At 74.7% G+C, this 26969-nt stretch carries 21 protein-coding genes; 8 read left to right on the top strand and 13 right to left on the bottom strand.

Features of this window, described 5'->3' with window-relative positions; translation table 11 throughout:
• Nucleotides 1–51 precede the first annotated feature (51 nt).
• From ACZ3YO_RS06905 to ACZ3YO_RS06890, 4 genes are all read right to left on the bottom strand, one after another.
• Nucleotides 52–600, bottom strand: a complete 549-nt coding sequence (locus ACZ3YO_RS06905; RefSeq protein ID WP_465565790.1) for a GTP-binding protein — start codon at nucleotides 598–600, stop codon at nucleotides 52–54.
• A gap of 103 nt (nucleotides 601–703) precedes the next feature.
• The gene (locus ACZ3YO_RS06900; protein WP_396319916.1) at nucleotides 704–1183 is read right to left on the bottom strand and encodes a DUF742 domain-containing protein; all 480 of its coding nucleotides are present in this window, start codon (nucleotides 1181–1183) and stop codon (nucleotides 704–706) included.
• Nucleotides 1180–1599 carry a roadblock/LC7 domain-containing protein gene (locus tag ACZ3YO_RS06895; RefSeq protein ID WP_396319915.1) on the bottom strand — a complete coding sequence of 140 codons (420 nt, stop codon included), beginning with the start codon at nucleotides 1597–1599 and terminating at the stop codon, nucleotides 1180–1182. The genes ACZ3YO_RS06900 and ACZ3YO_RS06895 overlap by 4 nt, the downstream gene beginning before the upstream one ends.
• Nucleotides 1596–4589 carry a sensor histidine kinase gene (locus ACZ3YO_RS06890; protein WP_465565786.1) on the bottom strand — a complete coding sequence of 998 codons (2994 nt, stop codon included), beginning with the start codon at nucleotides 4587–4589 and terminating at the stop codon, nucleotides 1596–1598. Before ACZ3YO_RS06890 ends, ACZ3YO_RS06895 begins: the two co-directional genes overlap by 4 nt.
• A gap of 528 nt (nucleotides 4590–5117) precedes the next feature.
• Between ACZ3YO_RS06890 and ACZ3YO_RS06885 the strand changes: the two genes are divergently transcribed.
• Both ACZ3YO_RS06885 and ACZ3YO_RS06880 read left to right on the top strand, forming a co-directional pair.
• A complete protein-coding gene (locus ACZ3YO_RS06885) occupies nucleotides 5118–6950 on the top strand; it encodes an AMP-dependent synthetase/ligase (RefSeq protein WP_465565783.1) in 1833 nt (610 codons plus the stop codon).
• Between the two features lie 247 nt (nucleotides 6951–7197).
• Nucleotides 7198–8376: a polysaccharide deacetylase family protein gene (locus ACZ3YO_RS06880; RefSeq protein WP_465565781.1), complete on the top strand. Its 1179-nt coding sequence runs from the start codon at nucleotides 7198–7200 to the stop codon at nucleotides 8374–8376.
• A 74-nt stretch (nucleotides 8377–8450) separates the two neighbouring features.
• Here the strand turns inward: ACZ3YO_RS06880 and ACZ3YO_RS06875 are convergent, their stop codons facing one another.
• A complete protein-coding gene (locus ACZ3YO_RS06875; protein ID WP_465565778.1) occupies nucleotides 8451–8843 on the bottom strand; it encodes a hypothetical protein in 393 nt (130 codons plus the stop codon).
• A gap of 396 nt (nucleotides 8844–9239) precedes the next feature.
• On the opposite strand from ACZ3YO_RS06875, the gene ACZ3YO_RS06870 reads away from it, so the two are divergent.
• Nucleotides 9240–10118 carry a nitroreductase/quinone reductase family protein gene (locus ACZ3YO_RS06870; protein ID WP_465565776.1) on the top strand — a complete coding sequence of 293 codons (879 nt, stop codon included), beginning with the start codon at nucleotides 9240–9242 and terminating at the stop codon, nucleotides 10116–10118.
• A gap of 91 nt (nucleotides 10119–10209) precedes the next feature.
• Here the strand turns inward: ACZ3YO_RS06870 and ACZ3YO_RS06865 are convergent, their stop codons facing one another.
• From ACZ3YO_RS06865 to ACZ3YO_RS06855, 3 genes are all read right to left on the bottom strand, one after another.
• On the bottom strand, nucleotides 10210–11010 hold the full coding sequence (locus ACZ3YO_RS06865) for an SGNH/GDSL hydrolase family protein (RefSeq protein WP_396319909.1): 801 nt from the start codon (nucleotides 11008–11010) through the stop codon (nucleotides 10210–10212).
• 319 nt (nucleotides 11011–11329) lie between these two features.
• The gene (locus ACZ3YO_RS06860) at nucleotides 11330–12223 is read right to left on the bottom strand and encodes a hypothetical protein (RefSeq protein WP_465565773.1); all 894 of its coding nucleotides are present in this window, start codon (nucleotides 12221–12223) and stop codon (nucleotides 11330–11332) included.
• A 206-nt stretch (nucleotides 12224–12429) separates the two neighbouring features.
• A complete protein-coding gene (locus ACZ3YO_RS06855) occupies nucleotides 12430–13323 on the bottom strand; it encodes a hypothetical protein (RefSeq protein ID WP_465565770.1) in 894 nt (297 codons plus the stop codon).
• Nucleotides 13324–13855: 532 nt separating this feature from the next.
• Here ACZ3YO_RS06855 and ACZ3YO_RS06850 point away from each other — a divergent pair.
• Nucleotides 13856–15025, top strand: coding sequence for an exonuclease SbcCD subunit D (locus tag ACZ3YO_RS06850; protein ID WP_465565767.1), 1170 nt, complete (start codon nucleotides 13856–13858; stop codon nucleotides 15023–15025).
• The gene (locus tag ACZ3YO_RS06845; protein WP_465565764.1) at nucleotides 15022–18078 is read left to right on the top strand and encodes an AAA family ATPase; all 3057 of its coding nucleotides are present in this window, start codon (nucleotides 15022–15024) and stop codon (nucleotides 18076–18078) included. The genes ACZ3YO_RS06850 and ACZ3YO_RS06845 overlap by 4 nt, the downstream gene beginning before the upstream one ends.
• A gap of 96 nt (nucleotides 18079–18174) precedes the next feature.
• Here ACZ3YO_RS06845 and ACZ3YO_RS06840 read toward each other — a convergent pair whose 3' ends face one another.
• Complete coding sequence (locus tag ACZ3YO_RS06840; RefSeq protein WP_465566297.1) at nucleotides 18175–18423, bottom strand: hypothetical protein; 249 nt, start codon at nucleotides 18421–18423, stop codon at nucleotides 18175–18177.
• Nucleotides 18424–18639: 216 nt separating this feature from the next.
• Between ACZ3YO_RS06840 and ACZ3YO_RS06835 the strand changes: the two genes are divergently transcribed.
• Nucleotides 18640–19263: a DUF1990 family protein gene (locus ACZ3YO_RS06835; RefSeq protein WP_465565761.1), complete on the top strand. Its 624-nt coding sequence runs from the start codon at nucleotides 18640–18642 to the stop codon at nucleotides 19261–19263.
• A 149-nt stretch (nucleotides 19264–19412) separates the two neighbouring features.
• On the opposite strand, the gene ACZ3YO_RS06830 is transcribed toward ACZ3YO_RS06835, so the two are convergent.
• A complete protein-coding gene (locus tag ACZ3YO_RS06830) occupies nucleotides 19413–19850 on the bottom strand; it encodes a YjbQ family protein (protein WP_396319903.1) in 438 nt (145 codons plus the stop codon).
• A gap of 342 nt (nucleotides 19851–20192) precedes the next feature.
• Nucleotides 20193–20459 (bottom strand): hypothetical protein, encoded by a 267-nt coding sequence (locus ACZ3YO_RS06825; RefSeq protein WP_396319902.1) that lies wholly within the window; start codon nucleotides 20457–20459, stop codon nucleotides 20193–20195.
• 746 nt (nucleotides 20460–21205) lie between these two features.
• Between ACZ3YO_RS06825 and ACZ3YO_RS06820 the strand changes: the two genes are divergently transcribed.
• Nucleotides 21206–23416: a bifunctional glycosyltransferase/CDP-glycerol:glycerophosphate glycerophosphotransferase gene (locus tag ACZ3YO_RS06820; RefSeq protein ID WP_465565757.1), complete on the top strand. Its 2211-nt coding sequence runs from the start codon at nucleotides 21206–21208 to the stop codon at nucleotides 23414–23416.
• Nucleotides 23417–23623: 207 nt separating this feature from the next.
• Here the strand turns inward: ACZ3YO_RS06820 and ACZ3YO_RS06815 are convergent, their stop codons facing one another.
• The gene (locus ACZ3YO_RS06815) at nucleotides 23624–23836 is read right to left on the bottom strand and encodes an EF-hand domain-containing protein (RefSeq protein WP_396319900.1); all 213 of its coding nucleotides are present in this window, start codon (nucleotides 23834–23836) and stop codon (nucleotides 23624–23626) included.
• A gap of 217 nt (nucleotides 23837–24053) precedes the next feature.
• Here ACZ3YO_RS06815 and ACZ3YO_RS06810 point away from each other — a divergent pair, with 217 nt between their 5' ends.
• Nucleotides 24054–24722 (top strand): lysophospholipid acyltransferase family protein, encoded by a 669-nt coding sequence (locus ACZ3YO_RS06810; protein WP_465544743.1) that lies wholly within the window; start codon nucleotides 24054–24056, stop codon nucleotides 24720–24722.
• 115 nt (nucleotides 24723–24837) lie between these two features.
• Here ACZ3YO_RS06810 and ACZ3YO_RS06805 read toward each other — a convergent pair whose 3' ends face one another.
• Entirely contained in the window at nucleotides 24838–26658 is a 1821-nt protein-coding gene (locus ACZ3YO_RS06805; protein WP_465565753.1) for an ABC transporter ATP-binding protein, read from the bottom strand.
• Nucleotides 26659–26969 lie beyond the last annotated feature (311 nt).

Below are 26969 nucleotides of genomic sequence, written 5' to 3'. Positions count from 1 at the left end.
CCGGCCGGACCGTCCGACCGACCGCCCGTCGAACCGTCGCCCGCCCCTCCGTCAGACCCGTGCGGCAGCGCCCCGGCGTCGGTCCGCGGCGTGTTCGACCAGCGTGACCAGGAGTTCCTTCCCGTCCTCGCGCCGGCGCGCATCGCAGAGCACCACCGGGATACCCGGGTCCAGATCGAGCGCGTCCCGGACCTCCTCCGTCGTGAACGCCTCGGTGCCGTCGAAGCAGTTCACCGCCACCACGAAGGGGATGCCGCGCTGCTCGAAGAAGTCCACCGACGGGAAGCAGTCCGCCAGCCGCCGGGTGTCGGCGAGCACCACGGCGCCGAGCGAACCGCGCGCCAGCTCGTCCCAGACGAACCAGAACCGGTCCTGGCCCGGCGTGCCGAACAGGTAGAGCGCGAGCCCGGGTCTCAGGTCGATCCGGCCGAAGTCCATCGCCACGGTGGTGGTGCGCTTGGCCTCCACGCCCGAGGTGTCGTCCACCGGGCGGCCGAGCTCGCTCAGCTCCTCCTCGGTGCGCAGCGGACGGATCTCGCTCACCGAGCCGACCAGCGTCGTCTTGCCAGCGCCGAACCCGCCGGCGACCAGGATCTTCACGGCGACGCCCGGACCGCCCCGCCACTGCGGGTCGCCGGCGTTCCCCTGCCCCTCGGCTTGCCGGTGTCCCCGGTGTCCCTCGTGTTCCCCGCGGGGCTGGTGGTCAGAGCGCACGGAGTCCATTGATCACGTCTCGCAGCAGGCGCTCGTCCGGCAGCTCGGCGAGCGGAACGGGTCGGGTGACGCTGATCAGCTCGGCGTCGTAGAGGTCACCGAGCAGGACGCGGACCACACTGACCGGAAGGTCGGTGTAGGAGCCGAGTTCGGCGACGGACAGCGGCTCCCGGCGGCACCAGGCCAGGATGGTCTGGTGCTCCGGGTCGAGCACGTGCGCGGGCACGGCGCCCGCTGACGGCCCGGGCTCGGCGGCGGTGACCAGCGAGATCAGGTCGAACAGACCGTCCTCGACCGGCCGGGTGCGGCCCCGGGTCATCGAGTAAAGCCGCACCACCGGCCCGGCGTCGTCGTCGAACCAGCGGTCGTCGACCGGGGTGCGCGCCCGGAACAGGTCGACGTCGGGCTCGTCCCCGCCCGGGTCGTCCTGTTCGCGCGTCGGCTCCTCCTCCGCCATCGGGCCGCTCATCTCCCCGGCGGGGCGACTTCGGTGCGTGGCTCGGCGGCCAGGTGCTCGCCGACCCGCTTGACCAGCAGGGCCATCTCGTAGGCGATCTGGCCGATGTCGGCCTCGGCCTCGCTCAGCACCGCCAGGCAGCTGCCGTCGCCGGCCGCGGTGATGAAGAGGAACGCCTCGTCGAGTTCCACCATGGTCTGGCGGACGCCGCCGACCTTGAAGTGGCCGCCGGCGCCCTTGGCCAGGCTGTGGAAGCCGGCCGCCACGGCGGCGAGGTGCTCGGCGTCCTCGCGGTCGAGGTCGCGGGAGGCGCCGGTGGCCAGCCCGTCGCTGGACAGGATCACCGCGTGCCGCAGGGCCGCGACGCGACCCACCAGGTCGTCCAGGAGCCAGTTGAGGTCCCCGGATGACTGCGTCGAAGTGGTCATGAATCTGTTCCTTCCGCTGGAGCGGGTGGTGCGGGTGGTGCAGACACTGCAGGTGGTGCGGGTACTGCGGTTGGTGAGGGTGTTGACGACGGTGTCCGGGCCGCGCGCGGCGCCGGGGGTGCAGACGGCATGCGGCGGGCCAGCGGCGCCGAGCCGGTCGCGGGCGGGGCGGGCAGCGCGGCCGGGGCGGGCGCCGGGCTGATCGCCCGTCGGGCCGGGTCCGGAGGCAGCCAGGCGGGTACGGCGACGGGCCGGGCGAGCGGGTTCGCCGGGGCGGTCCCGGTGCCGGTCCCGGTCCCGGTCCTGGTTCCGCCCCCGGCGCCGGTGCCGGCGCCGGTGGTGACTCCGGCGCCGCGTCCACGGGTGAAGCCGCGCTGGAACGAGGCGAAGGTCGCCCGCGCCTCCTCGGGCGAGCGCTCCCGGATGCTCTCGGCACCACCCGAGCCCTGCCCGGAACCCGGAGAGGCGTCCTGGGCGGCGCGCTCGCGCAACTGCGGCGCGAGGCTCGCCTGGCGCACCCGACGCGGGAGCGGGCCGGGGCCCGCGGGCGCGCCGCCCGCCGGAGCGGCGCCGGCAGGGCCGGAGGCGGCGGGCGCGGGTACGGCGGCGGGGGCAGCTGCGGCGGCCGGGGCAGGTACAGCGGCAGGCGCAGGTACGGCGGCGGGCGCCGAGACGGGTCCAGCGGCAGGCGCAGGCACGGCCGCCGGGGCAGTCGCGGCCGCCTCATCGCGGCGGTGGCGGCCGGTGCCCGGGGAGTCCTCGTCGCCGGGCGTCGGCACCAGCACCGGACCGCTCTTGGTCCGGGAGCGCCTCGGCAGCCCGCCCGGGGTGCGGGCCGGTTCAGGCGCCGACGGGCGCGGCCCGCCGCTCACCCGGTGCCGCCCGCCCTGGCCGGCCGCGGCGACCGGGCCGCCACCCGCCGCGCCGCCGGCACGGCCGTCGTCGCCCTCGTCGCTCAGCGCCGGCACCGCGACCAGGTCGCGCTGGCCCCGCCGGGCGGGCACCGCGCGCTGCGCCGTACCGGCAGCGCCGGTGACACCCGAAGCACCCGAAGCGGCGACGCCCCCTCCCGAGGGCGGCTCCGGCAGTCCGTCCGGCGCCTCCGCCAGCAGCTCGCGCGGGATCAGCACCACCGCCGTCGTCCCCCCGTACGGCGAGGGCCGCAGGTGGACCCGGATACCGTGCCGGCGGGCCAGCCGGCTGACCACGAAGAGACCGAGCCGGTCGGTGTCGGCGAGGTCGAACTCCTGCTCCACGGCGAGGCGTTCGTTGATCTCGGCGAGCGCCTGCTCGCTCAGCCCGAGGCCGCGGTCGTCGACCTCCAGAGCGAAGCCGTGCGCCACCACCTCGCCCTGGACGGTCACCTGGGTGTTGGGCGGGGAGAACACGGCGGCGTTCTCGACCAGTTCGGCCACCAGGTGGGTGACGTCGGCGACCGCACTGCCGAGCAGGCCGGTGCCGGGGAACGGCCGGACGGTCACCCGGGCGTAGTCCTCCACCTCGCCGACGGCGGCGCGGACCACGTCCACCATCCGCACCGGCTTGCGCCAGGCCCGGCCCGGCGAGCCGCCGGCCAGGATGATCAGGCCCTCGGCGTGGCGGCGCATACGCGTGGTGAGGTGGTCGACCTTGAAGAGGTCCTCCAGCTCCGCCGGGTCCTCGGTGCGGCGCTCCATGGTGTCGAGCAGGGTCAGCTGGCGGTGCAGCAGCACCTGGCTGCGCCGGGCCAGGTTGACGAAGACCGCGGAGACGCCGCGCCGCAGGTCGGCCTGTTCGACGGCGGCCTCGACGGCGGCCCGCTGCACGGCGTTGATCGCCCGCCCGACCTGGCCGACCTCGGCCGGGCCGAATTCCAGCTCGGGTGCCTCCGCCGCGACGTCCACCGCCTCGCCCCTGCGCAGCCGCAGCATCACCGAGGGCAGGCGGGTGCCGGCCAGCTCGTTGGCCGCGTTGCGCAGGCCGATCAGCTCGCGGGCCATGCCGCGGCCGATGCGGTAGGAGATCATCACCGACAGCACCACGGCGATCAGGCCGATCGCACCGGCGATGCCGCCGCGCCAGAGCATACCGACGGCGTAGGAGCGTTCGCGGTCGCCGATCGCCACGGCGAGGCGGCTGTTGATCGCGGCGAGGTCGCCCAGGGCCCGGTCCGCGGTCTCCCGCCAGGAGTCGCCGTTGATCGCCTGGACCACCCGGTCCGGCCCGCCCGCGCCGACGAAGTCCGCCTCGGCGCGGGCCAGCGCCGCCCAGGCCTCGCCGCCGCGCAGGGCGATGTAGTCGGTCTGGTCGGCCGGTTCGAGCTCGGCGATGTAGACGGTGAACAGCGCCTGCTGGTTGTGCAGGGCGTCCAGCGCGACCTGGTACTGCTCGGCCGTGGGCCGCCCGGTGGCGGTGCGCAGCCCCTCCATCGCCGCGTCCTCCTGCGCGAGGTACTCGCGGGCGCGCGCCAGCTCGATCAGGATCGTTCCCTGGCGCGGAAGTTGGCCGCTCTGCCGGGCGACGAAGGCGGACCGGAAGCTGAAGGTGGGCTTGACGAGGTCGCTGTACTGGCCGAGCGCGAACTCCCAGTTGAGTGCCGCGCGGTTGACCTGGCCACGCAGCGGGGCGAGCTGGTCCGCGGCGGCGAGGATCTGCACGTAGCGCCCGCGCTGCGCGGTGTCGAGCCGGCTGCCGCCGCTGTCCTTCTTCTGCCGCAGCACGGCGAGGCCCTGGTCGGTGGCGGCCTGGGCGTGCTCGAAGGCGTCCCGGGCGGCCCGCGAGGCCGGGTCGGCCAGCCGCTGGACGGCGGCGCGGCGCTCGTTCTGCAGGTCGGCCGCGTACTGGTCGACCGGTGTCCCGAACTCCTTGTACGTACTGCTGACCTCCAGCCGGCTCCAGACGTCTCCGGTGGTGGCGAGTGTCGCGTAGGCCCACAGGGCGGTCAGGGCGACGATGGGCACCAGGAGCAGCGCGATGATCTTCGCGCGGATCGAGCTGCTGCGCAGACGCATGGAGTCCTCGGTCGGGAAGTGCCAGGCGCGGACGGGGAGCGGTTCGAGGGACGGACGGGACGACAGTACGGGCGGGAAGACCGTTACGAACGGGACGGGCGGGACGACAGTACGGGCGGAACAGGCGGAACGACGGTACGGCAGGGCGGGTCGGGCGGGCGGTCGGTGGGCACATCAGGCCTGGCCGGGAGCTCCCGGCCGCAGGTCTGCGAGAGCCTACTACGCCCTGACCACTCGTTCGAGGGTCGAACCCGTCCTCCCCCGCCCTCGCCCCGATCCCGTCCGGATCATCCCTGAAGTCCCGGATTCACCCACTCCCCCGCCCGTCCCACGCCACCCCGGCCGCGGCCCGCTACGGCACTTTCCCTACGAGCCTGTGCCGATCTCGTCGCGTCACGGTCACAACCCTGGGCAGTGACAGAGCAATCCGATAGTTTCGCTCCCACCTGCCCGACCGGTCAGCGCGCCGCCGATCCGGACGCCCGAACGGGCCCGGCAGGCAGGGGCCGCAACGGGATCGGGGGCAATGTGCGCGAGTTCACCACCCCCGCACCGGCCGGCCCCCCGGCCAGTGGCGGACTGGCCGACTCGCTCTACGACGCCGCCGAACGCACGCCCGGACTGATCCAGCTGGCCCGCCTGGACGGTTCCGGCCGGGAATGGCACGAGGTCACCGCGACGGTCTTCCGGGACGAGGTGCTGGCGCTCGCCAAGGGCCTGCTCACCCGCGGCGTCCGCTACGGCGACCGGGTCGCACTGATGTCCCGCACCCGCTACGAGTGGACGCTGTTCGACTACGCACTCTGGTCGATCGGGGCGATCCCCGTCCCGGTCTACCCGACGGCGGCGCCCGAGCAGGTGCGCTGGATCCTGGCCGAGACCCAGGCGGTGGCCTGCGTGGTCGAGGACGAGGACCACGCCATGACGGTCGGCGCGGTCTGCGACGCACTGCCGGACCTCACCGGGATCTGGCAGCTGGACCGCGGCTGCCTCGCCGCGATCACCGAGGACGGGCGCGGCGTGCCGGACTCGCTCGTCCACCGCCAGCGGCTCGGCGTCGCGGCGGCGAACATCGCCACCGTCGTCTACACCTCGGGCACCACCGGCCGGCCCAAGGGCTGCCTGCTCACCCACGCCAACCTGGCCGCCGCGGCCGACGCCCTGCTCGACGGCTGGGGCGACGTCCTCCGGGACACCGGCTGCGGCAGCCAGCCGTCGACCCTGCTCTTCCTCCCGCTGGCGCACGTCTACGGCCGGATGGTGCAGGTCGCGGCGGTCCGCGGCGGCTTCCGGATCGGGCACGTCCCCGACGTCACCACCGAGGCCCTGCTGCCCGCGATGGCCTCCTACCGGCCGACCTTCCTGCACGTCGTCCCGTACATCTTCGAGAAGATCTTCCAGCGGGCCCGGCGGACCGCCGAGGAGTCCGGGCGCGGCGAACTCTTCGAACAGGCCCGGCAGGTGGCCGTCGAGTGGGCCGCCGCCCGCGAGCAGCGCACGCTCGGCCGCGGCCCTGGTCCCGGCCCCAAGCTGCGGCTGCGCCACCTGGCGTACGAGCGGACCGTCTACCAGCGGCTGCGGGCGGTGCTCGGCGGCCGGGTGCGCGGTGTGATGTGCGGCGGCTCCTCGCTCGGCCGGGAGCTCGGCCTCTTCTTCACCGGCATCGGCCTCGACCTGTACGAGGGGTACGGCCTCACCGAGACCTCCGCCGCGATCACCGCCAATCCGGCCGGGCGGCAGAAGCTCGGCACGGTCGGCCGGCCGGTGCCCGGCGCCACCGTGGCGATCGCCGACGACGGCGAGGTCTGGGTCCGCGGCTCCGGCGTCTTCGACGGCTACCTCAACCACCCGCAGTGCACGGCCGAGGCGCTGTACGACGGCTGGTTCGGCACCGGGGACCTGGGCAGCCTGGACGAGGACGGCTACCTCACCATCACCGGGCGCAAGAAGGACCTGATCGTCACCAGCAGCGGCAAGAACCTCGCCCCGGGCGCCCTGGAGGAGCGGGTCCAGGCGCATCCGCTGGTCTCCCAGTGCCTGGTGGTCGGCGACGACCGCCCGTACGTGGCCGCGCTGATCACACTGGATCCGGCGGCGCTGGCGCACTGGCTGAAGTCGCACGGCCGCGAGCAGCTGGACCAGTGGGCGGTGCTCACCGACGAGGAGCTGCACGCCGAGATCCAGCGGGCGGTGGGCGCCGCCAACACCGCCGTCTCGCGCGCCGAGTCGATCCGTGCGTTCCGGCTGCTGCCACGGGAGTTCGGCGTGGAGCAGGGGCTGCTGACGCCGTCCCTGAAGCTGCGGCGCTCGGCGATCACGGAGTACTACGGGCAGGACATCGAGGAGTTGTACTCCCCCTGACGGTGCGTCTCGTCCCTTTTGCCGCACGGCGGATGACTTTCTGCTGCTTCGGCGCGCGGGGACGCGCGGTTCACCCCTCGCTCCCTTGACGATCCCAGTGGTCCAGTCCATTGTTCTGCCACGGTCCGCGTGCGGCACGCCGACGGCTCCCGTCCCTCGGGGAGTGCTCCACCCCGTTCCACCCGCCCTCCCCACGGGCGTGGTCCCCCACGGCCCCACGGCCCCACGCAGGAGTCCTCACGTGTCCATGTCCTCACGCCTGTCCGCGATCTCGCGCCGGTCCTCACACCTGTCCGCGCTGGCCGCCTGCGCCTCGCTCGCCGTATGCGGCCTCGCCGCCCCGGCGTCCGCCGAGCCTGCCGCACCTGCCGCACCTGCCGCACCTGCCGCGAGCGTCGCCCCGACGGTCAACCTGGCGACCAACCCCGGGTTCGAGATCCCCGCCTCCTCGCTGGCCGACTGGGGCAGCGTCCCCGGCTGGCGCTGCACCGGCGGCCCCGCCGAGGCGGCCGTCACCACCGCCGCCCCGCACTCGGGCGGCTCCGCCCTGGCCGTCACCCCGGCGGGCGACGACTCCAACGGCGAGTGCGCCCAGACCGTCTCCGTCCGGCCCGACACCACGTACACCGCCTCGGCGTGGGTCCGCGGCACATTCGTCTACCTGGGCGCCACCGGTACCGGCCGCGACGTCGCCCCCGCCTGGACCGAGACCACCGACGGCGGCTGGCAACAGCTGACCACCCGGTTCACCACCGGCCCCGACGCGCGCACCGTCCGGCTCTACGTCCACGGCTGGTACCAGCAGGGCCCGTTCGCCGTCGACGACGTCCGGGTGGACGGCCCGGCCCCCACCCCCGCGACCGGCTCGGGCTCGGTGCCGACCGGCGACAAGGTGGTCTTCTTCACCGTGGACGACGGCTGGCAGCGCACCCCCGAGGCGGAGAGGTTCATCGCCGACCACAAGCTGCCGATCACCGCCTTCCCGCTGCCGATGCCGGCCGCCACCGACCCCGACTTCTTCCGGCGCGTCACCGCCGTCCCCGGCTCGTCGATCCAGGACCACAGCGTCTCCCACACCGACCTGACCACGCTCTCGCCCGCCGAGCAGCAGGTCGAGATCTGCGACGCCCGGGACTCCCTGACCCGCGCCTTCGGCACCGCCCCGACCGTCTTCCGCCCGCCGTACTTCGCGTGGAACGCCGACACCCTGCAGGCCGCCGCCAACTGCGGCATCCGCACCGTCCTGACGGCGGACGCCGACTTCAGCTGGGGCGCCTCCGACATCTGGCACGAAGGCACCCTGTCGCCCGGTGACGTCGTCCTGATGCACTGGACCGACACCCTCGCCACCGACCTCCAGCGTGCCCTCGCCGCCGCAGACGCGGCCGGCCTCAAGCCCGCCGGGCTGGCCTCCTACCTGCACTGACCACTGCGGGGCCGCTCTGCCGATCCCGGGGGGACCGGCAGAGTGGCCCCGCGGCACCCCCGGCCCGACGGCGACTACGGCCCGACGGCGACTACGGCCGGACACCGAGGACCTGCCGCACCCAACCGTCGAGCAGCCCGCCGAAGACGCGGGCCGCCGAAGACGCGGGCCGAGGTGATGCCCTGAGCCGGGATCGCGCCGCCCTCACCGCCGGACAGATGGTCGACGTCGGCCCAGCCGCCCCGGAAGAGGACCACCAGCAGCTCGGTCTCCGCCGGGCCGGAGAGGTGGATCCCGACGGAATCCGGATCGGCCGCCCGGGCCCGGTCCGTCTCCAGGGGCTGCGGCCACCGGGCGAGCCCGTCCCGCCAGGTGACCGGGCGGACCACCGGGCCGGCCGCCCGCCACCGGTCGAGCCGTGCAGCCAGCTCCTCGGCCGCCACGTCCACATCGACATGACGTTCCATGACGGGATCATCCGCCAGCCACCGCAGGCCGGGCACCCGGTTTTTCGCGGCACCGGCCGACGCCCCGGCGATCTTGCTCGTTGACAGGTGGCGGGGCGGGTGGCTCTAATGTGAGGCGTGCAGCGCGGCATCGGCCAAAGAGAACTGGGCCGGCCGACAGCCGAGCAAGCACCTTTCACAGAGGGACGATGCGCGATGAGTACCTACTCCGCTTCCCTTGTCTGACCTCAGCGGCTGCGGCGGCGTCCGCGTGACGGCTTTCGTCCTCGACTGCTGAGCCTCCGGGCTCCGGCCTCCCGCCTGCTCACGCATTGCTGCACCGCTCCGTGCAGCTCTCTACAGCGCCGCCTGTGGCCCTTCGCTCCCCATGTTCACGTTCGGAGAATCCACAGGCGTATGCCCATGTCTTTCAATCAAGCGATCATCGAGGAATTCCGCGCCAACGCCGGCAAGGTCGGCGGCCCCTTCGAGGGCGGGGACCTGCTCCTGCTGACCACCCTCGGCGCCCGGTCCGGACAGGAGCACACCGTGCCGCTCGGCTACGTCCGGGCGGACGGGCTGTTGCTGGTCGTCGCCTCGGCGGCCGGAGCTCCGGAGCACCCGCAGTGGTACCGCAACCTGCTCGCCCGGCCGACGGTGCGGGTGGAGCTCGGGACGGAGGTGTTCGATGCGGTCGCGGTGCCGGCCGAGGGCCCCCGGCGGGACCGGCTGTTCGAGGCGGTGGTGCGGGTGGCGCCCGGGTACGGCGACTACCAGGCGCACACCGCACGGCTGCTGCCGGTCGTGGTGCTGAAGCAGTCCGCGACCGAACCGCGTGAGGTGACCACCCTCGCGGACAAGCTGCTGGAGGTGCACACCTGGCTGCGCGCCCAGCTGCAGCACGTCCGGGCGGAGACCGAGGCGCACTTCGCGGCCGGGCCCGCGGGCGACGGCCGGCCGCCGGGCCTCGGGCTGCAGATCCGGCAGCACTGCCTCGCGCTCTGCGAGGGGCTGACCCACCATCACACCGGCGAGGACGCGGCGGTCTTCCCCGCGCTGGGGCGGAGCCACCCGCAGCTGCGGGGGACGCTGGCGCGGCTGGGCGAGGAACACCGCTCGGTCGGCCGGATCAAGGACGAGCTGATGGGGCTGCTCGCCGGGATCGGGGTGGCCGAACCGGAGCGGTTCCGGGCGGAGCTGGCGCGGATGTCGGCCGAGCTGGAGGCGCATCTGGACTACGAGGAGCAGGAGCTGCTGCCGGTGCTCGCCGGCATCCCGTTCCCGCCGAGGCGCTGAGACGCCGCGCCCGCCGGTCCCCCGCCCCGTTGCCGGGGTGGGGGACCGGCGGTGCGCAGCCGGAACCGGCAGGCGCCCGGCTCCGGTCCGGTTACACCTGCGCGGAGAACACCGGCAGGTAGCCGCCCGAGTGACCGGAGGCCTTCGGGTGGTAGCTCTCGTCGATGGGCAGGGTGGTGCTGTTCAGCCAGGTGGTGCCGGAACCGCAGATCTCGTGCTCGGTGAAGATGCTCCGGACGTCACCGAAGGCGAAGCCCGCGTTGGCGGCACGCTTGGCGATGACGCCGTCCAGGACGTCCGCCGCGCTGTTGATGGCGGAGCGCTTGGTGTCGCCGATACCGAAGATGCAGCTTCCGCCGATCTTGTAGAGGTGGGGGTAGCCCAGCACGACCACGTGGGCGTTGGGGGCCTTGGCGTGGATCGCCGCGTAGACCTGGTCGAGCAGGCCGGGCAGGGTGTTGGTGGCGTAGTTCTTCGCGGTGGCGACGGCATTGAGGCAGGCGCTGTCGGAGTCCAGCACGCAGGTCTGCATGGTGCTGGCGAAGCCCGCGTCGTTGCCGCCGATGCTGATGCTGACCAGCGTGGTGCCGGAGTTCAGCACCGAGAGCTGGTTGTTGAGTACGTCACCGGTTCTGGCGCCGGAACAGGCGACGAAGGAGAAGGACGACGGCGCGTGCGCGTTCTTCCAGAGGTAGGGGTAGGCGTTGGTGCTCCGCTTGCAGCTTCCGCTCTCGCTCGTGTAGCTGCCGGCGCCGACACCGGAAGCGTAGGAGTCGCCCAGAGCAGCGTAGTTGACGCCGGCTGCGTGGGCGGACGAGGCGGTGAAGAGGGTGGACAGGGTGAGGAGCGCCGCGAAGGCGGCGACGGACATGGAGCGAGTGGGGCGCAGCATGACACCTCCAGGGAGTGACGTGAGTCACAGAATTTGATACCAGGCAGTAGGTATCCCGGGAAGTGGTCATGCCAAGGCAATTGACGGTCAGTCTGACGACCGCCAGGTGAACTACCCTGCGGACAGGGGAAAGTGCGCCGGTCAGGCACCCGCGAAGCACCCTGGGGCACCCCACGGCAAGTCACTCATTCGGAGGACCGCACTCGGCCTGAGGGCCGTCCGGCAGTCCGACGGCGGGGCCCACGGCGAAGTCCACCGGCGTGGCGGAGTGGCGGCGTGGCGGAGTGGACTGCGCGCGGCTCGAAGCGCTGACCGTCGATCAGGTGTACTGCCCCGACGGGGGCGACGCGCGGCGTCCGGTCGGAGGTTCACTCCCCTCCGGGGCGGGTCGTACCGGCGCCCCGGTAGGACGCGCCGGGGTGGACCGTGCCGGGTGAACCGAACTGGGTCGGACGGCACCGGGGTTGACCGCGCCGGGGTTGACCGCGCCGGGGTTGACCGCGCTGGGGCCAACCGTGCCGGAATGAGCGGCACCGGGTCGGGCGGCACCGGGCTGGGCTCCGCCGGGATGGGCGGCGGCCCCGCCCAGGTGGACCACGCCTGGGAAGACCGCGCCCGGGAAGACCTCGCAGCCCTCGTCCGGCAGCTCCTCGATCGTCTCGTTGGCGGCCGCGGGCACGCCGAGCCACCGGACGCCGGCCGACACCGCCGCCCGGGCCTGCCGCAGGCCGGGCGCACCCCAGCCGAGCAGCTCGACCGCGAGGCCGGGTGCGACCAGCAACCGCCGGTAGTGCCGCCCGGAGGCCGGGTCCGGTGCGCTGGGGCCGACGGCCCGCAGCGCCGCGGCCATCCGGACCCGTGCGCACTCGTGCCCGCCGTTGGCCGAGCCCACCCGGTCGTAGAGGTAGCCGAGGTAGTGCGGCGTGCCGATCAGCGCCTGGGCCTCCTCGGCCGCCTCGCGGGCCAGGGCGGAACCCGGATCACCGGCGTCCTCGGGCTCCAGCGAGCCGCCGGGGAGCGAGACGATGCCGTCCCTGGGGTTGACCAGGGTCAGCACCCGGCCGTCCGGTGCGAACAGCCAGCCCCACGACTGCTTGACCGGCAGCCCGTCGGGCACCCGCTCGGCCGGCCGCCAGGGCCAGCCTGCGGTGGGACGCCGTCGCACCTTGCCGAGCAGCTCGGCGATCTCCGCGCTGTACTCGATCCGGCTCATGCGTCCCCCCTTTCGGTGTCGGGCTCGCCGGACCGGCGGTGCGCGGGGAGGACCTGCGGTGCGCGGTTCGGGGCGGAGCGGCCGGAGCGGCGGCGTGGGGTACCGCCGGCTCCTGCTGTTGATCTTCCCCGAAATCTTCCCCGAACAGGCGGTCGATGAACAGTCCCCAGCGCCGCTTGGTGGACACGGAGACCTGAAGTACCTGGTCAGCCCACGGCCTCACCACCCTCCTCACGCGCCCCGCCGGCACCCGGCGGCCCGGCGCCCCGCGGCCCGTCGGGCGGCACCGCGCCCGGCAGCGCGAAGCCCGGCAGCGGGACGGCGCCCGGCGGGAAGGGCATGCCCCGGCCCACGTCGTCGGCGAGCGAGTCGAACACCTCCTGGGCACTCATCGGCGCCAACCGGCCGCCCTCGAGGGTCCAGCCGCGCACCGCCTGGCCGCCGGGCGCGGCCGGATCGCCGTGCAGCAGCAGCGCGCCCTCGCCACCGGCGGCCACGCCCGCCGCGAGCGTGACGCAGAACGCCTCGGTGTCCCGGCCGGCGTCGAGCAGGCGGCCGCCCCGGACCCGGACGTCCGCGGCGGCGGTGAGCTGCTCGCCGTCCTCCGGGCCGTGGCAGCGCAGGGTCAGCAGGTGGCGCCCCTCGCCGGCGCCCTCGGCCAGCGCCAGGTAGACGGAGGTGACGTACGTCATCACCGCCACCAGCCCCGGCCGCCCGGCCGGGCCCTCCCCGAGCGCGTCCAGCAGCGCGGTGCAGCCGACGGTGATCCGCACCCTGGCCCGGTGGTCGTCGGCCAGCACCGGGAGCAGCTCGGTCAGCCGTTCCCCCGCGTAGACGAAGGGCTCGCCGGCCAGCTCCGGGTCGGCGGCGTAGGCGACGCGCGCGGCCGCGCCCGCGGGATCGAAGCCGAGGGCCTCGCAGTAGTCCTCGTAGTCGGCCGGGTCGAGCACCCGCAGGTGCACCTCGACCCCCTGCCCGCACAGGGCTCTGAGCTGGGACTCCGTCCGGCGCAGGTACTCCCGGAAGGCGAGGCCTCCGAACAGTCCGCGGCGGGCCAGGCCGGAGAAGTCGGCCTGGCGGACGGCCAGGGCGACCGCCACCGGCAGCGGCGGCGGCGCGCCGCGCGCACGGCCCCGCTGCCGCGCTCTGCCGCCGGGCCCGCCCGGGCCACCGGCGCCGCTGGGAGTGCCCCGGCCCACGCCGCCCGCACCGCCGCGCGGAGGCCGGCCGCCACCCCTCCCGTCGGACGGCGGACCGCCCGGCCGACCACCCGGCAGACCGCCCGAAGGACCGCCGCCGCCCGGCCCGCCCGGACCCGGCCGCCGCGCGGACACCCTCCCGGGCAGCCTCCCGGAGGCCCTCCCGGGCGGCACCTGGCGGCCACCCGCAGCCGCCCCCGCAACGGCGCGCACCCGCCGCGCCAGGGGCTCGGCGAGGCCGAAGAACTGGGACTGCACGGACATGGTTCCTCCCACGAGGTCGTGCCGGTCGCTCCCGAGCGGCGCCGGCGATCGCGACCATACACACCGTCACCGACAATCCACCGAGAGCGACCACCGGCCGCCCCGGGCGGGACCCCCGAGTCCCCTGTTCACGCCGCGTTGTCAGTGCCGGACGTTAGGGTCGGGGACCATGCGACTGCTGCATACCTCCGACTGGCATCTCGGGCGCTCCTTCCACCGGGAGAGCCTGCACGACGCCCAGCGCGCCTTCCTGGACCACCTCGTGGCGGTGGTCCGGGCCGAGCGCGTCGACGCCGTGCTGGTCGCCGGCGACGTGTACGACCGGGCGCTGCCGGGCCTCGAGGCGGTCGCCCTGTTCGACGACGTGCTGCACCGGCTGGCCGAGCTGGGCGTGCCCACGGTGTTCATCAGCGGCAACCACGACTCGGCCCGCCGACTGGGCGTGGGCGCCGGCCTGATCGGCCGGGCCGGCATCCACCTGCGGACGGACCCCGGCGAGTGCGCCGTGCCCGTCCTGCTGGCCGACGAGCACGGGCCGGTGGCCGTCTACGGGCTGCCCTACCTGGAGCCGACCCTGGTCCGCGAGCAGTTCGGGCTGGCGCGCGGCGGCCACGCGGCGGTGCTCGGCGCGGCGATGGACGCCGTCCGGGCCGACCTCGCGGCCCGCCCGGACGGCACCCGCGCGGTGGTGCTGGCGCACGCCTTCGTCACCGGCGGCGCCCCCAGCGACAGCGAGCGGGACATCGCGGTCGGCGGCGTCGCCTCCGTGCCCGCATCCGTCTTCGACGGCGTGCACTACGCCGCGCTCGGCCACCTGCACGGTTGCCAGACCCTCGCTCCCCACCTGCGCTACAGCGGCTCCCCGCTCGCCTACTCGTTCTCCGAGGCCGGGCAGCGCAAGACGATGTGGCTGGTCGACCTTGCCGCGGACGGTTCGGTCACCGCCGAGCGGGCCGACTGCCCGCAGCCGCGCCCGCTGGCCTGCCTGCGCGGCCGGCTGGACGAGCTGCTCACCGACGAGAGGTACGCCGGGTACGAGCAGTCCTGGGTGCAGGCGACGCTCACCGATCCGGGCCGCCCCGCCGAGCCGATGGAGCAGCTGCGCCGGCGCTTCCCGCACACCCTCCAGCTGCTGTTCGACCCCGAGGAGAGCGGGACCGCCCCCTCCCCGTCGTACGCGGCGCGGGTGAGCGGGCGGGCCGACCTGGAGATCGCCGAGGGCTTCCTGCGGCACGTCCGCCCCGGCGCCGAGCCTGACCCGGACGAGCTGGGCTGGCTGCGCGAGGGCTTCGAGACCGTCCGGGAGACCGGCGACCGGAAGGCGGAGCTGCCCCGATGAGGCTGCACCAACTCACCGTCACCGCCTTCGGCCCGTTCGCCGGCACCGAGACGGTGGACTTCGACGCGCTCGCCGCCGGAGGCCTCTTCCTGCTGCGCGGGGCGACCGGCGCGGGAAAGAGCAGCGTGCTGGACGCCGTCTGCTACGCCCTCTACGGCGAGGTGCCCGGCACCCGCCGGGTCAACCGGCTGCGCAGCGACCACGCCGACCCCCGGCGGCTGACCGAGGTCCGGCTGGAGCTGACGCTCGGCGGGCGCAGGCTCCAGATCACCCGCCTCCCGGAGCAGCTGCGGCCGAAGAAGGTCGGCACGGGGACGACCGTCGAGCGGGCTCAGACGCTGCTGCGCGAGTGGTCCGCGGACGGCTCCGGCAGCGGCGACGGCACGCCCGGCTGGCGGGCCGTCAGCAAGTCCCACCAGGAGGCCGGGGAGGAGATCCACCGCCTGGTCGGGATGAGCCGGGACCAGTTCTGCCAGGTGGTGCTGCTGCCGCAGGGCGACTTCGCGCGCTTCCTCAAGGCCGACTCGGAGGAGCGCAGCAAGCTGCTGCGGCGGCTGTTCGACACCGAGCGGTTCCAGCACGTGGAGTCCTGGCTGGCCGAGCAGCGGCGGGCCCAGGAGGCCGCCGTCCAGGCCGGGCGCCGCCGGCTGCGGGACCTGGCCAGCAAGGCCGAGCAGGCGGCCGGCCCGCAGGCCGAGCCGGCCACCGGCTGGGTGCCCGGCGAGGACGGGCCGGCCCAGGCCGCCGACCTCACCGCGGGCGTGCTCGGCTGGGCCGCGATCCTGCGCAGCGGCGCCGCCGAGCAGCTCGCCGTCGCGGACGCCGCGCTGGCCGGCGCCGAGGCCGGCCACCGCGCGGCCCAGCTCGCCCGGGCCGCCGCCGAGGAGCTGGCCGGCCGGCAGCGGCGCCACCAGGCGGCGGCGCAGGAGGCGGCGCGCCTCACCGCGAGCGGTCCGGCGGTCGAGCACGACCGCCGCCGGCTGGCCGACGCCCAGGCGGCCGTCGGGGTCGAGTCGGTTCTGCACCTGCGCCGAGCCGCCGCCGAGGCCCACCGGGCGGCCGCCCAGGAGGAGCGCCTCCGCCGCGAGGCGCTGGCCGGCGCACCCGGCGGCGAGGGCGCAGAGCCGGCCCGGGCCGGGGCCGAGGGGCTGGCCGCGGCCGAACAGCGGCTGCGGGCCGAGGTCGTCCGGCTGGAGGCGGCCCAGGCCGACGAGCGGCGGTGCGCGGCGCTCGGCCGTGAGCAGGCCTCGCTGGACGCGGACCGGCGCCGGGCCGAGGAGCTCGCCGAGGAGGCGGCCGACTGGCTGGCCGAGTTCGACGGCCGGCTCGCCACGCTGCAGGAGGAGCAGACCGCCGCCCGGGAGGCCGGCACGCGCGTCGAGCAACTGGACTCCCGGCACGGCGAGATGACGGAGCGACTGGCCGCCGCCCGCCGCCGGGACGGCCTCCGGGCGGAGATCGGGGCGGCCGAGCCGCGCGCGCTCGCCCGGCGCGCCGAGGCGCTGGACGCCCGCGAGCACAGCCAGGACGTCCGGGAGCGCCGGCTCACCGGCATGGCCGCCGAGCTGGCGGAGCAGCTCCGGTCGGGCGAGGCCTGCCGGGTCTGCGGTTCGCCGGAGCACCCGGAGCCGGCCAGGCCGGCCGGCGGGCAGGTCGGCGCGGCGGACGAGGAGCGTGCCCGGGCCGCTCAGGCGGCGGCCGAGCAGGCGGCCGACGCCGCCGAACGCGAGCTCGCGGGCCTCCGGGTGCGCGAGGCGGCCGCCGCCGGCGCGGCCGGGCCCGAGAGCGTCGGGGCCCTCGCCGAGGCGCTCGCCACGCTGGAGCGGGAGCGTCGGGAGGCGCTGCGGTCGGCGGAGGGGCTGGGCCCCGTCACCCGCCAGATCGAGCGGCTGACGGACGACCGGAACCGCCGGCTCGCCGAGCTGCGCGACGCCGGTGAGCGCACGGCCGCGCTCACCGCGCGGATCGAGGCGCTCGGCACCGAACGGGAGGGGCTCGACCACCGGGTCGCGGCCGCCCGGGGCGACGCGCCCTCGGTGGCCGGCCGGGCCGCGGCGCTGGCCCGCCTCGCCGGGGCCGTGGCGGCGGTCGCCGACGCGGCGCGGGCTACCCGGGCGGCGGCCGGGCGGCTGGAGGAGGCCTCCGGGGAGCTGGCCCGGGCCGCCGAGGCGGCCGGGTTCCCGGGCCCGGAGGAGGCCGCTGCCGTCCTGCTGCCGCGGGAGCAGCGAGAGCAGCTCGACGGCCGGCTCAAGCGGTACCACGCGGAGCTGGCCTCGGCGCAGCAGCAGCTCACCGAGCCGGAGCTGGCCGCGGCCGCGGCCCGCCCCCCGGCGGACGTTCCGGGCGCGCAGTCCCGGCTCCACGCGGCCGTCGACCGGCTGCGCCGGGCGCACGCGGCGCAGGAGGCGGCCCGGGAGCGTGGCGAGGCGCTCGCGGCGATCGGCCGGGAGCTGTCGGAGCTGGCCGCCTCGCTGGCCCCGGCCCTGGACCGGTTCGGCCGGATCAACCGGCTCGCCGCGCTCACCGCCGGCACCTCGGCGGAGAACCGGCTGCGGATGCGCCTGGAGTCGTACGTGCTGGCGGCACGGCTGGAGCAGGTGGCGGCAGCGGCCAGCGACCGGCTGGTGCGGATGTCGGGTGGCCGGTACACCCTCGTCCACAGCGACGACCGGGGCACCGGCACCAAGCGCTCGGGCCTGGCCCTGCGCGTGGTGGACGCCTGGACCGGCACCGAGCGGGACACCGCGACGCTCTCCGGCGGCGAGAGCTTCTTCGCCTCGCTGGCCCTCGCCCTCGGCCTGGCCGACGTGGTCACGGACGAAGCGGGCGGCATGCCGCTGGACACGCTCTTCATCGACGAGGGCTTCGGCACGCTGGACGAACAGGCGCTGGAGGAGGTGATGGACGTCCTCGACGGCCTCCGGGAGCGGGACCGCGCGGTCGGCATCGTCAGCCACGTCGCCGACCTGAGGTCCCGGATCCCGGCGCAGCTGCTCGTCCGCAAGGGCCGGAACGGCTCCACCCTCGCCCTGGCCGGCCGGGAGGACGCCTGACGAGGAGATGAGGAGAGGGGGGAATCCGCGTTCCGGGATCCCGGAACCCGGAGAACAAGGGACAGGCAGGAAAGGTAGGGGCAGGTACCGGCGGGGTCAGCCGGAACATGCGATCCGCTGTGCCTGCTGCCAGGCGCAGACCGGGCAGAGCGTGGTGCCCGGGTGGTCGGCGGGCAGCTCGGTCGGCTCGCCGCAGAGCACGCAGTCCGCGCGCGGACCGGTCAGCCCGGGATCGTGCGCCAGCGCGGCCTGCGCCGCCTCGGCCCCGGCCAGGACGCACACCAAGCCGTCGCCGTCCGCCACCGAACCGGCCGTCGCCGAGTCGTCCGTCACCGAGCGGTCCATCGCCGAGCCGTCCGCCGCCGCGCTGCCGGCCGTCACAGCCGCCGTCACGCCCACCGCCGCGTCCACCGCCACCGAGTCGCCCGCCGCCGCTGCTTCGCTGCTCATGCCGCCTTCCTACTCCGCTCACCCACCCGGCCGCAAGGCCACCCGTGGCGCCCCGGCGACGGACCCGGACCCGCGGCGTTCCCGCTCTACGGCCTCCCGTACGGTGGCCCCGTGCCTGCCGACCTCGCCCAGATCCTGGCTTCCGCCCGCGCCGCCTCGCCGAGCTACCCCGAGGTGGGCGCCACCCGGGGGCCCCGGCTGCCGGCCGGGTACGCGCAGCTGCGGCGGCGCGTCCACCTCGGTCACGGGCCCGCCGTGCTGGAGCGGGCCGGGCGGTACGTGCTCGGCTGGGGCTGCCAGCTCGGCACCGGCTTCGCCGTCCACCCGTACGCGCCGGCCGAGGAGGGCGCGACCATCCTGCTGCGGCTGAGCCCGCCCCGGCTGCGGTGGCCCCGCGTGGTGATCCCCTGCCGGGTGATCTGGACGGTGGACGAGCCGGACCGGATCGGCTTCGCCTACGGGACGCTGCCCGGGCACCCGGAGTGCGGCGAGGAGGCGTTCCTGGTGACCATGGACGCGACGGGCGAGGTCTGGTTCGAGGTCACGGCGTTCGCCCGGCTCGCCGCCTGGTACGCGCGGCTCGGCCGCCCGGTGGCGGTGCTCTGCCAGTACCTGGCGATCGAGCGCTACCTCGCCGCGGTGGCCGCCGCCGTCGCCGACCTCCCCGCTCTCCCCGCCCTCACCGACCTCTCCCCAGCCCCCGGCGAAGCCTCAGAAACCACAGAAGCCGGGTAGCCGAGGCCACCGGGCCACCGGGCCACCGGGCCAGCGCGAAAGCCGCGCCACCCGGCCCACCGAGGCCACCGGGCCACCGAGGCCACCGGGCCACCGAGGCCACCGCGAAAGCCCCTCAACCCCTCAGCCCGTCACGGCCGTCACGCCCGTCAGCCGAGGAAGGACAGCCGGACCGTCCGGTGCGGGTTGTCGCCGTTGGTGTCGATCAGGACGACCGACTGCCAGACGCCCAGCGCGAGTTGGCCGCCGATCACCGGCAGGGTGGCGTGCGGGGCGACCAGGCCGGGGACGACGTGGTCGCGCCCGTGGCCGGGGCTGCCGTGCCGGTGGCGCCAGCGGTCGTCCGCGGGGAGCAGGTCGCGAAGGACGGCGAGGAAGTCGGAGTCGCTGCCCGAACCCGTCTCCAGTACCGCGATGCCGGCCGTGGCGTGCGGCACGAAGACGTTGAGCAGGCCGTCGCGCCCGGCGGCCCGGTCGTTGAGGAACTCGGCGCAGCGGTCGGTGATGTCGAGTGCGACCTCACGGCTGCCCGTGGTGATCTCGATGGTGGTGGTGTGGAAGGGGCTGGAGTGGGTGTTGTCCGCCATGCCGTCATCCTCACCCACGCCCGGGGGTGCGCCGGCCCGCCTCGCCGACTCTCCTTGCCTGGGAGGCAGGGTGTCGTAGGCTGAACGGTTCGGGCAGCTGCCGGGCCGAGCCGATCCCCCCGGGCCGTCCCCCGAGCCGATCGACCGCCCCCGAGTCGACCGACCGCCCCGGGCCCACGCTGCCGCCCCTGCCCCGCCGTTCGCCCGCGGACACACCAAAGACCCGACGGTCCCTGAGGTCCGTCGGGCCGGATGCCGGTCGACGCGGGGCGGCGTACTGCCCCAGGTCCCGTCCGGTCGATCTTGGCGGATCAACGCCCGGCAAGATCGGCCGGGCAGGACCTAGCCGCGACTCCCGAACAGGCTCCGCCGCAGCCGGCGCAACGGCGCCAGCAGCGACACCCGCACGTGGCGGCGCGGCGCGGTGGGGGCGCCGGCGCCGCGCGGCGTCAGCTCCCTTATCAACCCGAGAGCCTCGGCGGTGTCCACCGCCGGGAGTGCGGGCGCGCCGAGCACAGCCAGGTGACGCTCGATCCGACGGCCGGTCGCGCCGACACCGCACTGGATCGCCGGCACGCGGGGCCGAGTCCGCACTTGCATGTGTTCCATCAGTTTTTCCCACCCCTACGAGGCGCCAGGGCCGTGAGGCGAAGACTATCCGTGACTGACGGCCTTCGCGCAACCGTCCTGGTGTCCCGCCACCGTATCGCGCGGCGTCAACTGACGGCGCACCAGGGGCCACCCGTCCCGGTCACGACTAGGCATCAATGATGGTGCACGACCCGCAGAACGTCACCGGGGCCACGGGGGCACGGGCCCGGCGCCTGCCCGGGAGGCACGCGCCGGGCGCGCAGGGTCACCGCCGGTCACGGTCCGCACACCGCGCCCGCCCTTGACAGCCGCACATCACCCTGCGGAGTTACCTCGACAAATCCCTATGACAATCAGTTCAGGAAGTGAACACAATCGAGGGATTGACTCGAGCGAAACCTCCAAGCAATATCTTCATCGACCGCACAGGGTTGCTTCCCGCTCACCTGCGCGTTCGACTGATGAACATCGATGAGGGTCGATGATGATCTCCGGCTCCCCCGAGCCACTGCCCGGCCGCCTCGACGCTGCGGTGGCCAGGCTCGGGAGGTTGCCCGGACCGGCGGCCGGCCGTAGAGGGTCGGCCGGGCCGCCACCAGGCTGCCGGTGCCGCCCCGTACGGGGCCCGGCACCGGCGGTTCCGGCCCCGGCCCCCGGGGGCCCCGCCCCCGCCGCTCGCGCCGCCCACGCCCCGGACCCGGCCGATCCCGGCCCCCGGCCCCGAGCGGCCCCGGACGCCGTCGCGCTCGGTAGACTCACCCAGCGTGCCAGTCCTCCTCAGCATCGTGCTCCCGGTCCACGGAGTGGAGCGCTACCTGCCCCGCTGCCTCGACTCGATCCTGGAAGCCACTCCCGCCGGGGAGTCCCGCTTCGAGGTGATCGCCGTCGACGACCTCTCCCCCGACCGCTGCGGCGCGATCCTGGACGAGTACGCGGCCCGCGACCACCGGCTGCGTGTGCTGCATCTCACCGAGAACCAGGGTCTCGGCGGCGCCCGTACCGCCGCCCTCCCCGAGGTGCGCGGCGAGTACGTCTGGTTCGTCGACAGCGACGACTGGCTTCCCGAGGGCACGGTCTCCGCCCTCCTCGACGAACTCGACGGGGAGCGCCGCCGCGAGACCCCCGCCGATGTGCTGCTCACAGGTTTCACCCACGTCTACCCGGACGGCGGGACCGAGCCCAACCCCTGGCGCCACGTGCTGGTCGGCTCCCCGCTGACCGACGGCGCCACTCTCGCCGAGCACCCGGCCCTGTTCCAGACCGTGATGTCGGTCTGGAACAAGGTGTTCCGCCGGGAGTTCCTGCTCGGCCTCGGCGTCTCCTTCGGGCGCGGCTTCTACGAGGACATCTCGGTCACCTACCCCGCGCTGCTCGCCGCCGAGCGGCTGCGCTACCTCGACCGCCCCTGCTACTTCTACCGGCGCGGGCGGGCCGGCGCGATCACCTCCACCGCCTCCCCCAAGCACGCCGACGCCTTCGCCCAGTACGACGCGATCTTCGCGTTCCTGGACCGCCCGGACCGGCCCGGCCGCCCGGTGCCGGACTCGCTGCGCACCCTCGTCTTCGACCGGACCGTCAAGCAGGCGCTCACCGTCTACGACACCCCCGGGCTCGTCCCGGAGGACCGGCGCAAGGACTTCTTCCGCCGGATCGCCGAGCACTTCGCCCGCCACCGCCCGGCCGGCTACCGGTTCCCGGCCGGCCTGCGCGGCGTCCAGTACCGGCTGGCGGCGCGCGGCGCCCGGATCGCGTACGCCGAGCTGCGCCGCACCGGGCGGCTTCCGCGCGAACTCAAGCGCGGGGCGCGCGCGGTGGCGCCGGCGGTGAAGAAGGGGGTCAAGAAGGGCGTGCGAAGCAGCGCCCGGTTCACCGCGTACAACGCGTTCCGCCGGCTGCCGCTGGACGAGCACCTGGCGGTCTACGCGGCGTACTGGCACCGGGGCTACGCGTGCAGCCCGGCGGCGATCTACGAGAAGGCGAAGGAGCTGGCGCCGGACGTCCGGGGCGTCTGGGTGGTGGAGAACCGCACCCAGGCGGCCACGCTGCCCGCCGGCGTGCCGTACGTGATCGTCAACACACCCGCGTACCTGAAGGCGATGGCGACCGCCAAGTACTTCGTCAACAACGTCAACTTCCCGCGGACCATGGCGAAGCGGCCGGGCACGGTGCACGTCCAGACGCAGCACGGCACGCCGCTGAAGGCGATGGGGATGGACCTCAGGGACCACCCGGTCGCGGCCGACGGGATGGACTTCGACCGGCTGCAGGAGGCCGTCGACCGCTGGGACTTCCTGGTCTCCTCCAACCCGCACACCAGCGAGCACTTCGCCCGGGCCTTCCCCGGCCGGTACGAGATGCTGGACACCGGCTACCCGCGCAACGACCGGCTGGCCGCCGCCACCCGGGCCGAGGTGGCGGCGATGCGCGAGCGGTTCGGCCTGGCGCCGGGCCGTACGGCGGTGCTGTACGCGCCGACGCACCGCGAGGGCAAGGGCGGCTACGTCCCGCTGGTGGACGTACGCGAGCTGGCCCGTCGGCTCGGGCCCGGCTTCACCCTGCTGGTCCGCACGCACTACTTCCACACCGGCGGCCCGGGCGACCTGGTGGCGGGCCCGGACGCGGCGGAGATCGTGGACGTCTCCGCGCACCCGACCGTGGAGGACCTCTACCTTGCGGCGGACGTGCTGGTCACGGACTACTCGTCGATGATGTTCGACTACGCGGTGCTGGACCGGCCGGTGGTGATCTTCGCGCCGGACTGGGACGAGTACCGGCAGAACCGCGGCGTCTACTTCGACCTGTTCGAACAGCCGCCGGGCGCGGTGACGGTGGACGCCGACGGGCTCGCGAAGGCGCTGCTGGCGGGCGATCCGGAGCCGGCGGCGCGGGCGCGGTTCCGCGAGCGGTTCTGCCCGTGGGACGACGGCGGGGCGGCGGAGCGCGTGGTCCGCCGGGTGTTCCCGACCCGGGGCTGAGGCACCGGCCCCGAGGACGGACGGGTGCCGAGCAGGCGCTGAGCCCGGGCCGGCCCCTCGGTGCGGGCCCGTGGGTGGGCCCGTGAGTGCGCCCGTGAGTGGGCCCGGATGGGCGACGGGCGGGTCCCCGGGAGTCCCGGAGCCCCGCCCGAACCGACTCGGCCGGTCTTGGCCGATCTCGGCCGATCTCGGCCGGCCCGACCCGACTCAGCCCTGACGCGCGGCCAGGAACTCCTCGAAGGTCAGCTCGCCGTCGTGGTTGGTGTCCATCTGCTTGATGATGGCCTCGGCCACCGAGATCGACGTGGTGAGGTCGCCGAGCTCGCGCGCGACCTTGGCGTACTCGACGGCGGTGATCCGGCCGTTGCCGTCCACGTCGTACTTGTCGAACGCCGCGCGGATGGTGTCGACGTCTGCCATGGGTGGGCCCTTCCTGATGAACTGCTGATGTGCGTTTCCGACGGCCGTACCCTACCCGCCGTGGCGAGCGCCACGGCTGGCGGGAGTGGACGGGCTCGGGGGTGGGTGTCGTAGTCTGCGGGTCTGTTCCCGGCCCGGCCGGGGATTGATCGACCACCGATCGTCGTCTGTTCAGGCCCGGGCACACCCCTCGGGCGTGCACGTCCTGGGAGGGACCATGCTCGATCTCGTCACCAAGCTGGTGCTGAAACCGCTCGCGCGGGGGATCTGGCGGCCCACCATCGAGGGCCTGGAGAACGTGCCGCGCAAGGGCGGTGTGATCCTGGCCAGCAATCACCTCTCCTTCATCGACAGCGTCGTGATCCCGATGACCGCCCCGCGCCGGGTGCACTTCCTGGCCAAGGCCGAGTACTTCACCGGCACCGGGCTGAAGGGCGCGCTGTCCAAGAGCTTCTTCCAGGCCATCGGCGCGGTGCCGGTCGAGCGCGGCACCTACCGCTCGGCGCAGGCCTCGCTGGAGTCGGCGCTGGAGATCCTGGAGGACGGCAAGGCCTTCGGCATCTACCCGGAGGGCACCCGCTCCCTCGACGGCCGCCTCTACCGCGGCAAGACCGGCGTGGCCTGGCTGGCCCTCACCGCGGGCGTCCCCGTGGTCCCGGTGGCGTTGGAGGGGCCGGAGCAGATCCTGCCGGTCGGCAAGCGCGTGCCCCGCATCCGCAAGGTGACGGTCCGCTTCGGCGAGCCGCTGCACTTCGACGAGCTGCACGGCCAGGCCCGCTCGCTCAAGGCCCGCCGGCAGGTCACCGACGAGGTGATGCGGGCGATCCAGGAGCTCTCCGGCCAGGAGGTCGCGGAGACCTACAACGAGGTCCCCAAGGCCGCCTGAGGCTCCTGCGGCCGCCTGGAGGTCTCCGAGGCGCCCGAGCCGGCCGGCGCGGCCGAGGCGGCGGCCGGCCCGGCCCGAGGCGGCTCCGGGCTCTCGGCCGGCTCCCGGGACCCGGCTACACGTGCCCCAGCGCCGCGGGCACCGGTGCCTCGCGGCGCAGCAGTGCCGCGTAACGGCCGTCCGCCTCGACCAGTTCGTCGTGGGTGCCCAGCTCGGCCACCTCACCGCGGTCCAGGACGACGATCTGGTCGGCGGCCCGGACGGTGGAGAGCCGGTGGGCGATGGTGATGGTGGTCCGGCCGGCCGCCAGGGTGTCGATGGCCTTCTGGACGGCGTGCTCGGTGCGGTTGTCCAGCGCACTGGTGGCCTCGTCCAGGATCAGCACCGGCGGGTTGCGCAGGATGGTCCGGGCGAGCGCGAGGCGCTGCTTCTCCCCTCCCGAGAAGCGGTAGCCGCGCTCGCCGACCAGGGTGTCGTAGCCGTCGGGCAGGCCGGCGATGGTGTCGTGGATCTGGGCGGCCCCGGCGGCGGCGACCAGTTCGGCGTCGGTGGCGTCCGGCTTGGCGAAGCGCAGGTTGTCGGCGACCGAGGCGTGGAAGAGGTAGGTCTCCTGGGAGACCACGCCGACCGCCCGGGACAGCGTGTCGAAGGAGAGGTCGCGGACGTCGACGCCGTCGATGGTGACCCGGCCGCCGGTCACGTCGTAGAGGCGCGGGACGAGGTAGCTGAGCGTGGTCTTGCCGGAGCCGGTCTCGCCGACCACCGCGAGCGAGCTGCCGGCCGGCACCTTGAGTTCGACGCCGGAGAGCGTCGGCCGCTCCTGCTCCGGGTCGTAGCGGAAGTCGACGCCCTCGAAGCGCACCTCGCCGCGGATCTCCTCCAGTGCGACGGGGCGCTCGGGCTCGGCGATCTCCACGGGGAGGTCGAGGTACTCGAAGATGCGCTGGAACAGCGCCAGCGAGGTCTGCACCTGCACGCCCGTGGAGAGCAGGCTGATCGTCGGGCGGAAGAGCCCCTGCTGGAGCGAGACGAAGGCGACCAGGGTGCCGACCGAGACGATCGGCGCACCGTCGGCGGCGGCCAGGCCGGCCGCCCAGTAGATCACCGCCGGCATGGCGGCCATCACGATCTGGATGGTGTTCATCCGCCAGCGCCCCGCCATGCTGGCGCGCACCTCCAGCTCGGCCAGCTGGTCGGACTGCCCGGTGAACTCCTTGGCCAGCGAGTCGGAGCGGCCCATGGTGCGGCCGAGCAGGATGCCGCTGACCGAGAGCGACTCCTGCACCGCCGAGCTCATCGCGGCGAGCTGCTTCTGTCGCTCGGTGGTGATCTTCTTGCGCTCGTTGCCGACCCGCCGGCTGATCCAGACGAAGAGCGGCAGGAGCAGCAGCGAGACCACGGTGAGCCGCCAGTCCAGTGCGACCATGGCGACCACGGAGGCGATCACGCTGGTGAAGTTGGAGACCAGCGAGGTGGCGGTGGAGGTCACGGTGGACTGCATGCCGCCGATGTCGTTGGCGATCCGGGACTGCACCTCGCCGGTGCGGGTCCGGGTGAAGAACGCCAGTGACATCCGCTGGAGGTGGCTGTAGACGGCGGTGCGCAGGTCGTGCATGACGCGCTGGCCGACGGTGGTGGAGATCAGCGTCTGCAGCACGTTGAAGATGCTGTTGACCACGGCGGCGGCGATCATGCCGAGCGCGAGCAGGCTCAGCAGGCCGGTGCGGCCCTGCGGGATGGCGGTGTCCAGCACGGCCCTCAGCAGGAACGGCGATATCACCGAGACCACTGCGGAGGCCGCCACCAGCAGGCCGACCACGGTGAGGCGGCCCGAGTACGGGCGGAACAGCGCAAGGATGCGGTGCCACTGGGCCGGCGGGCGGGGTTCGTCCTCGGCGCGGGCGGGCGGGGTCCATCGGATGCCGTCGGGCCTCAAGGGCGGGCCTCCCTGGGTCGGATGCGCGGGCGCGCGGCGGGCTTGGCGGGTGTCGCGGCCGCCGCGGGGTTCGCGGGCGTGCCGGGTGCCGCGGGGTTCGCCGGTGCCACGGGTGTCACGGATGTGGCGGGTGCCGCGGGGTTCGCGGGCACGGCGGGTGCCGCGGGCATGGCGGTCGGGCGGCCGCCAGCATAGCGAGAATAGCTCATAGTTAGCGAAGCTAATAGTGAGGCTCGCCCTATTCCCACTTCCCGTGGATGCTGTGCGGCCGCCCGGGGCCGGAGTGCTGCCCGGCCCCCGCCGGGTCCGCC

This window comes from Kitasatospora sp. NPDC022785 (assembly GCF_055561295.1).
This window is presented reverse-complemented; position numbering and strand designations above follow the sequence as displayed.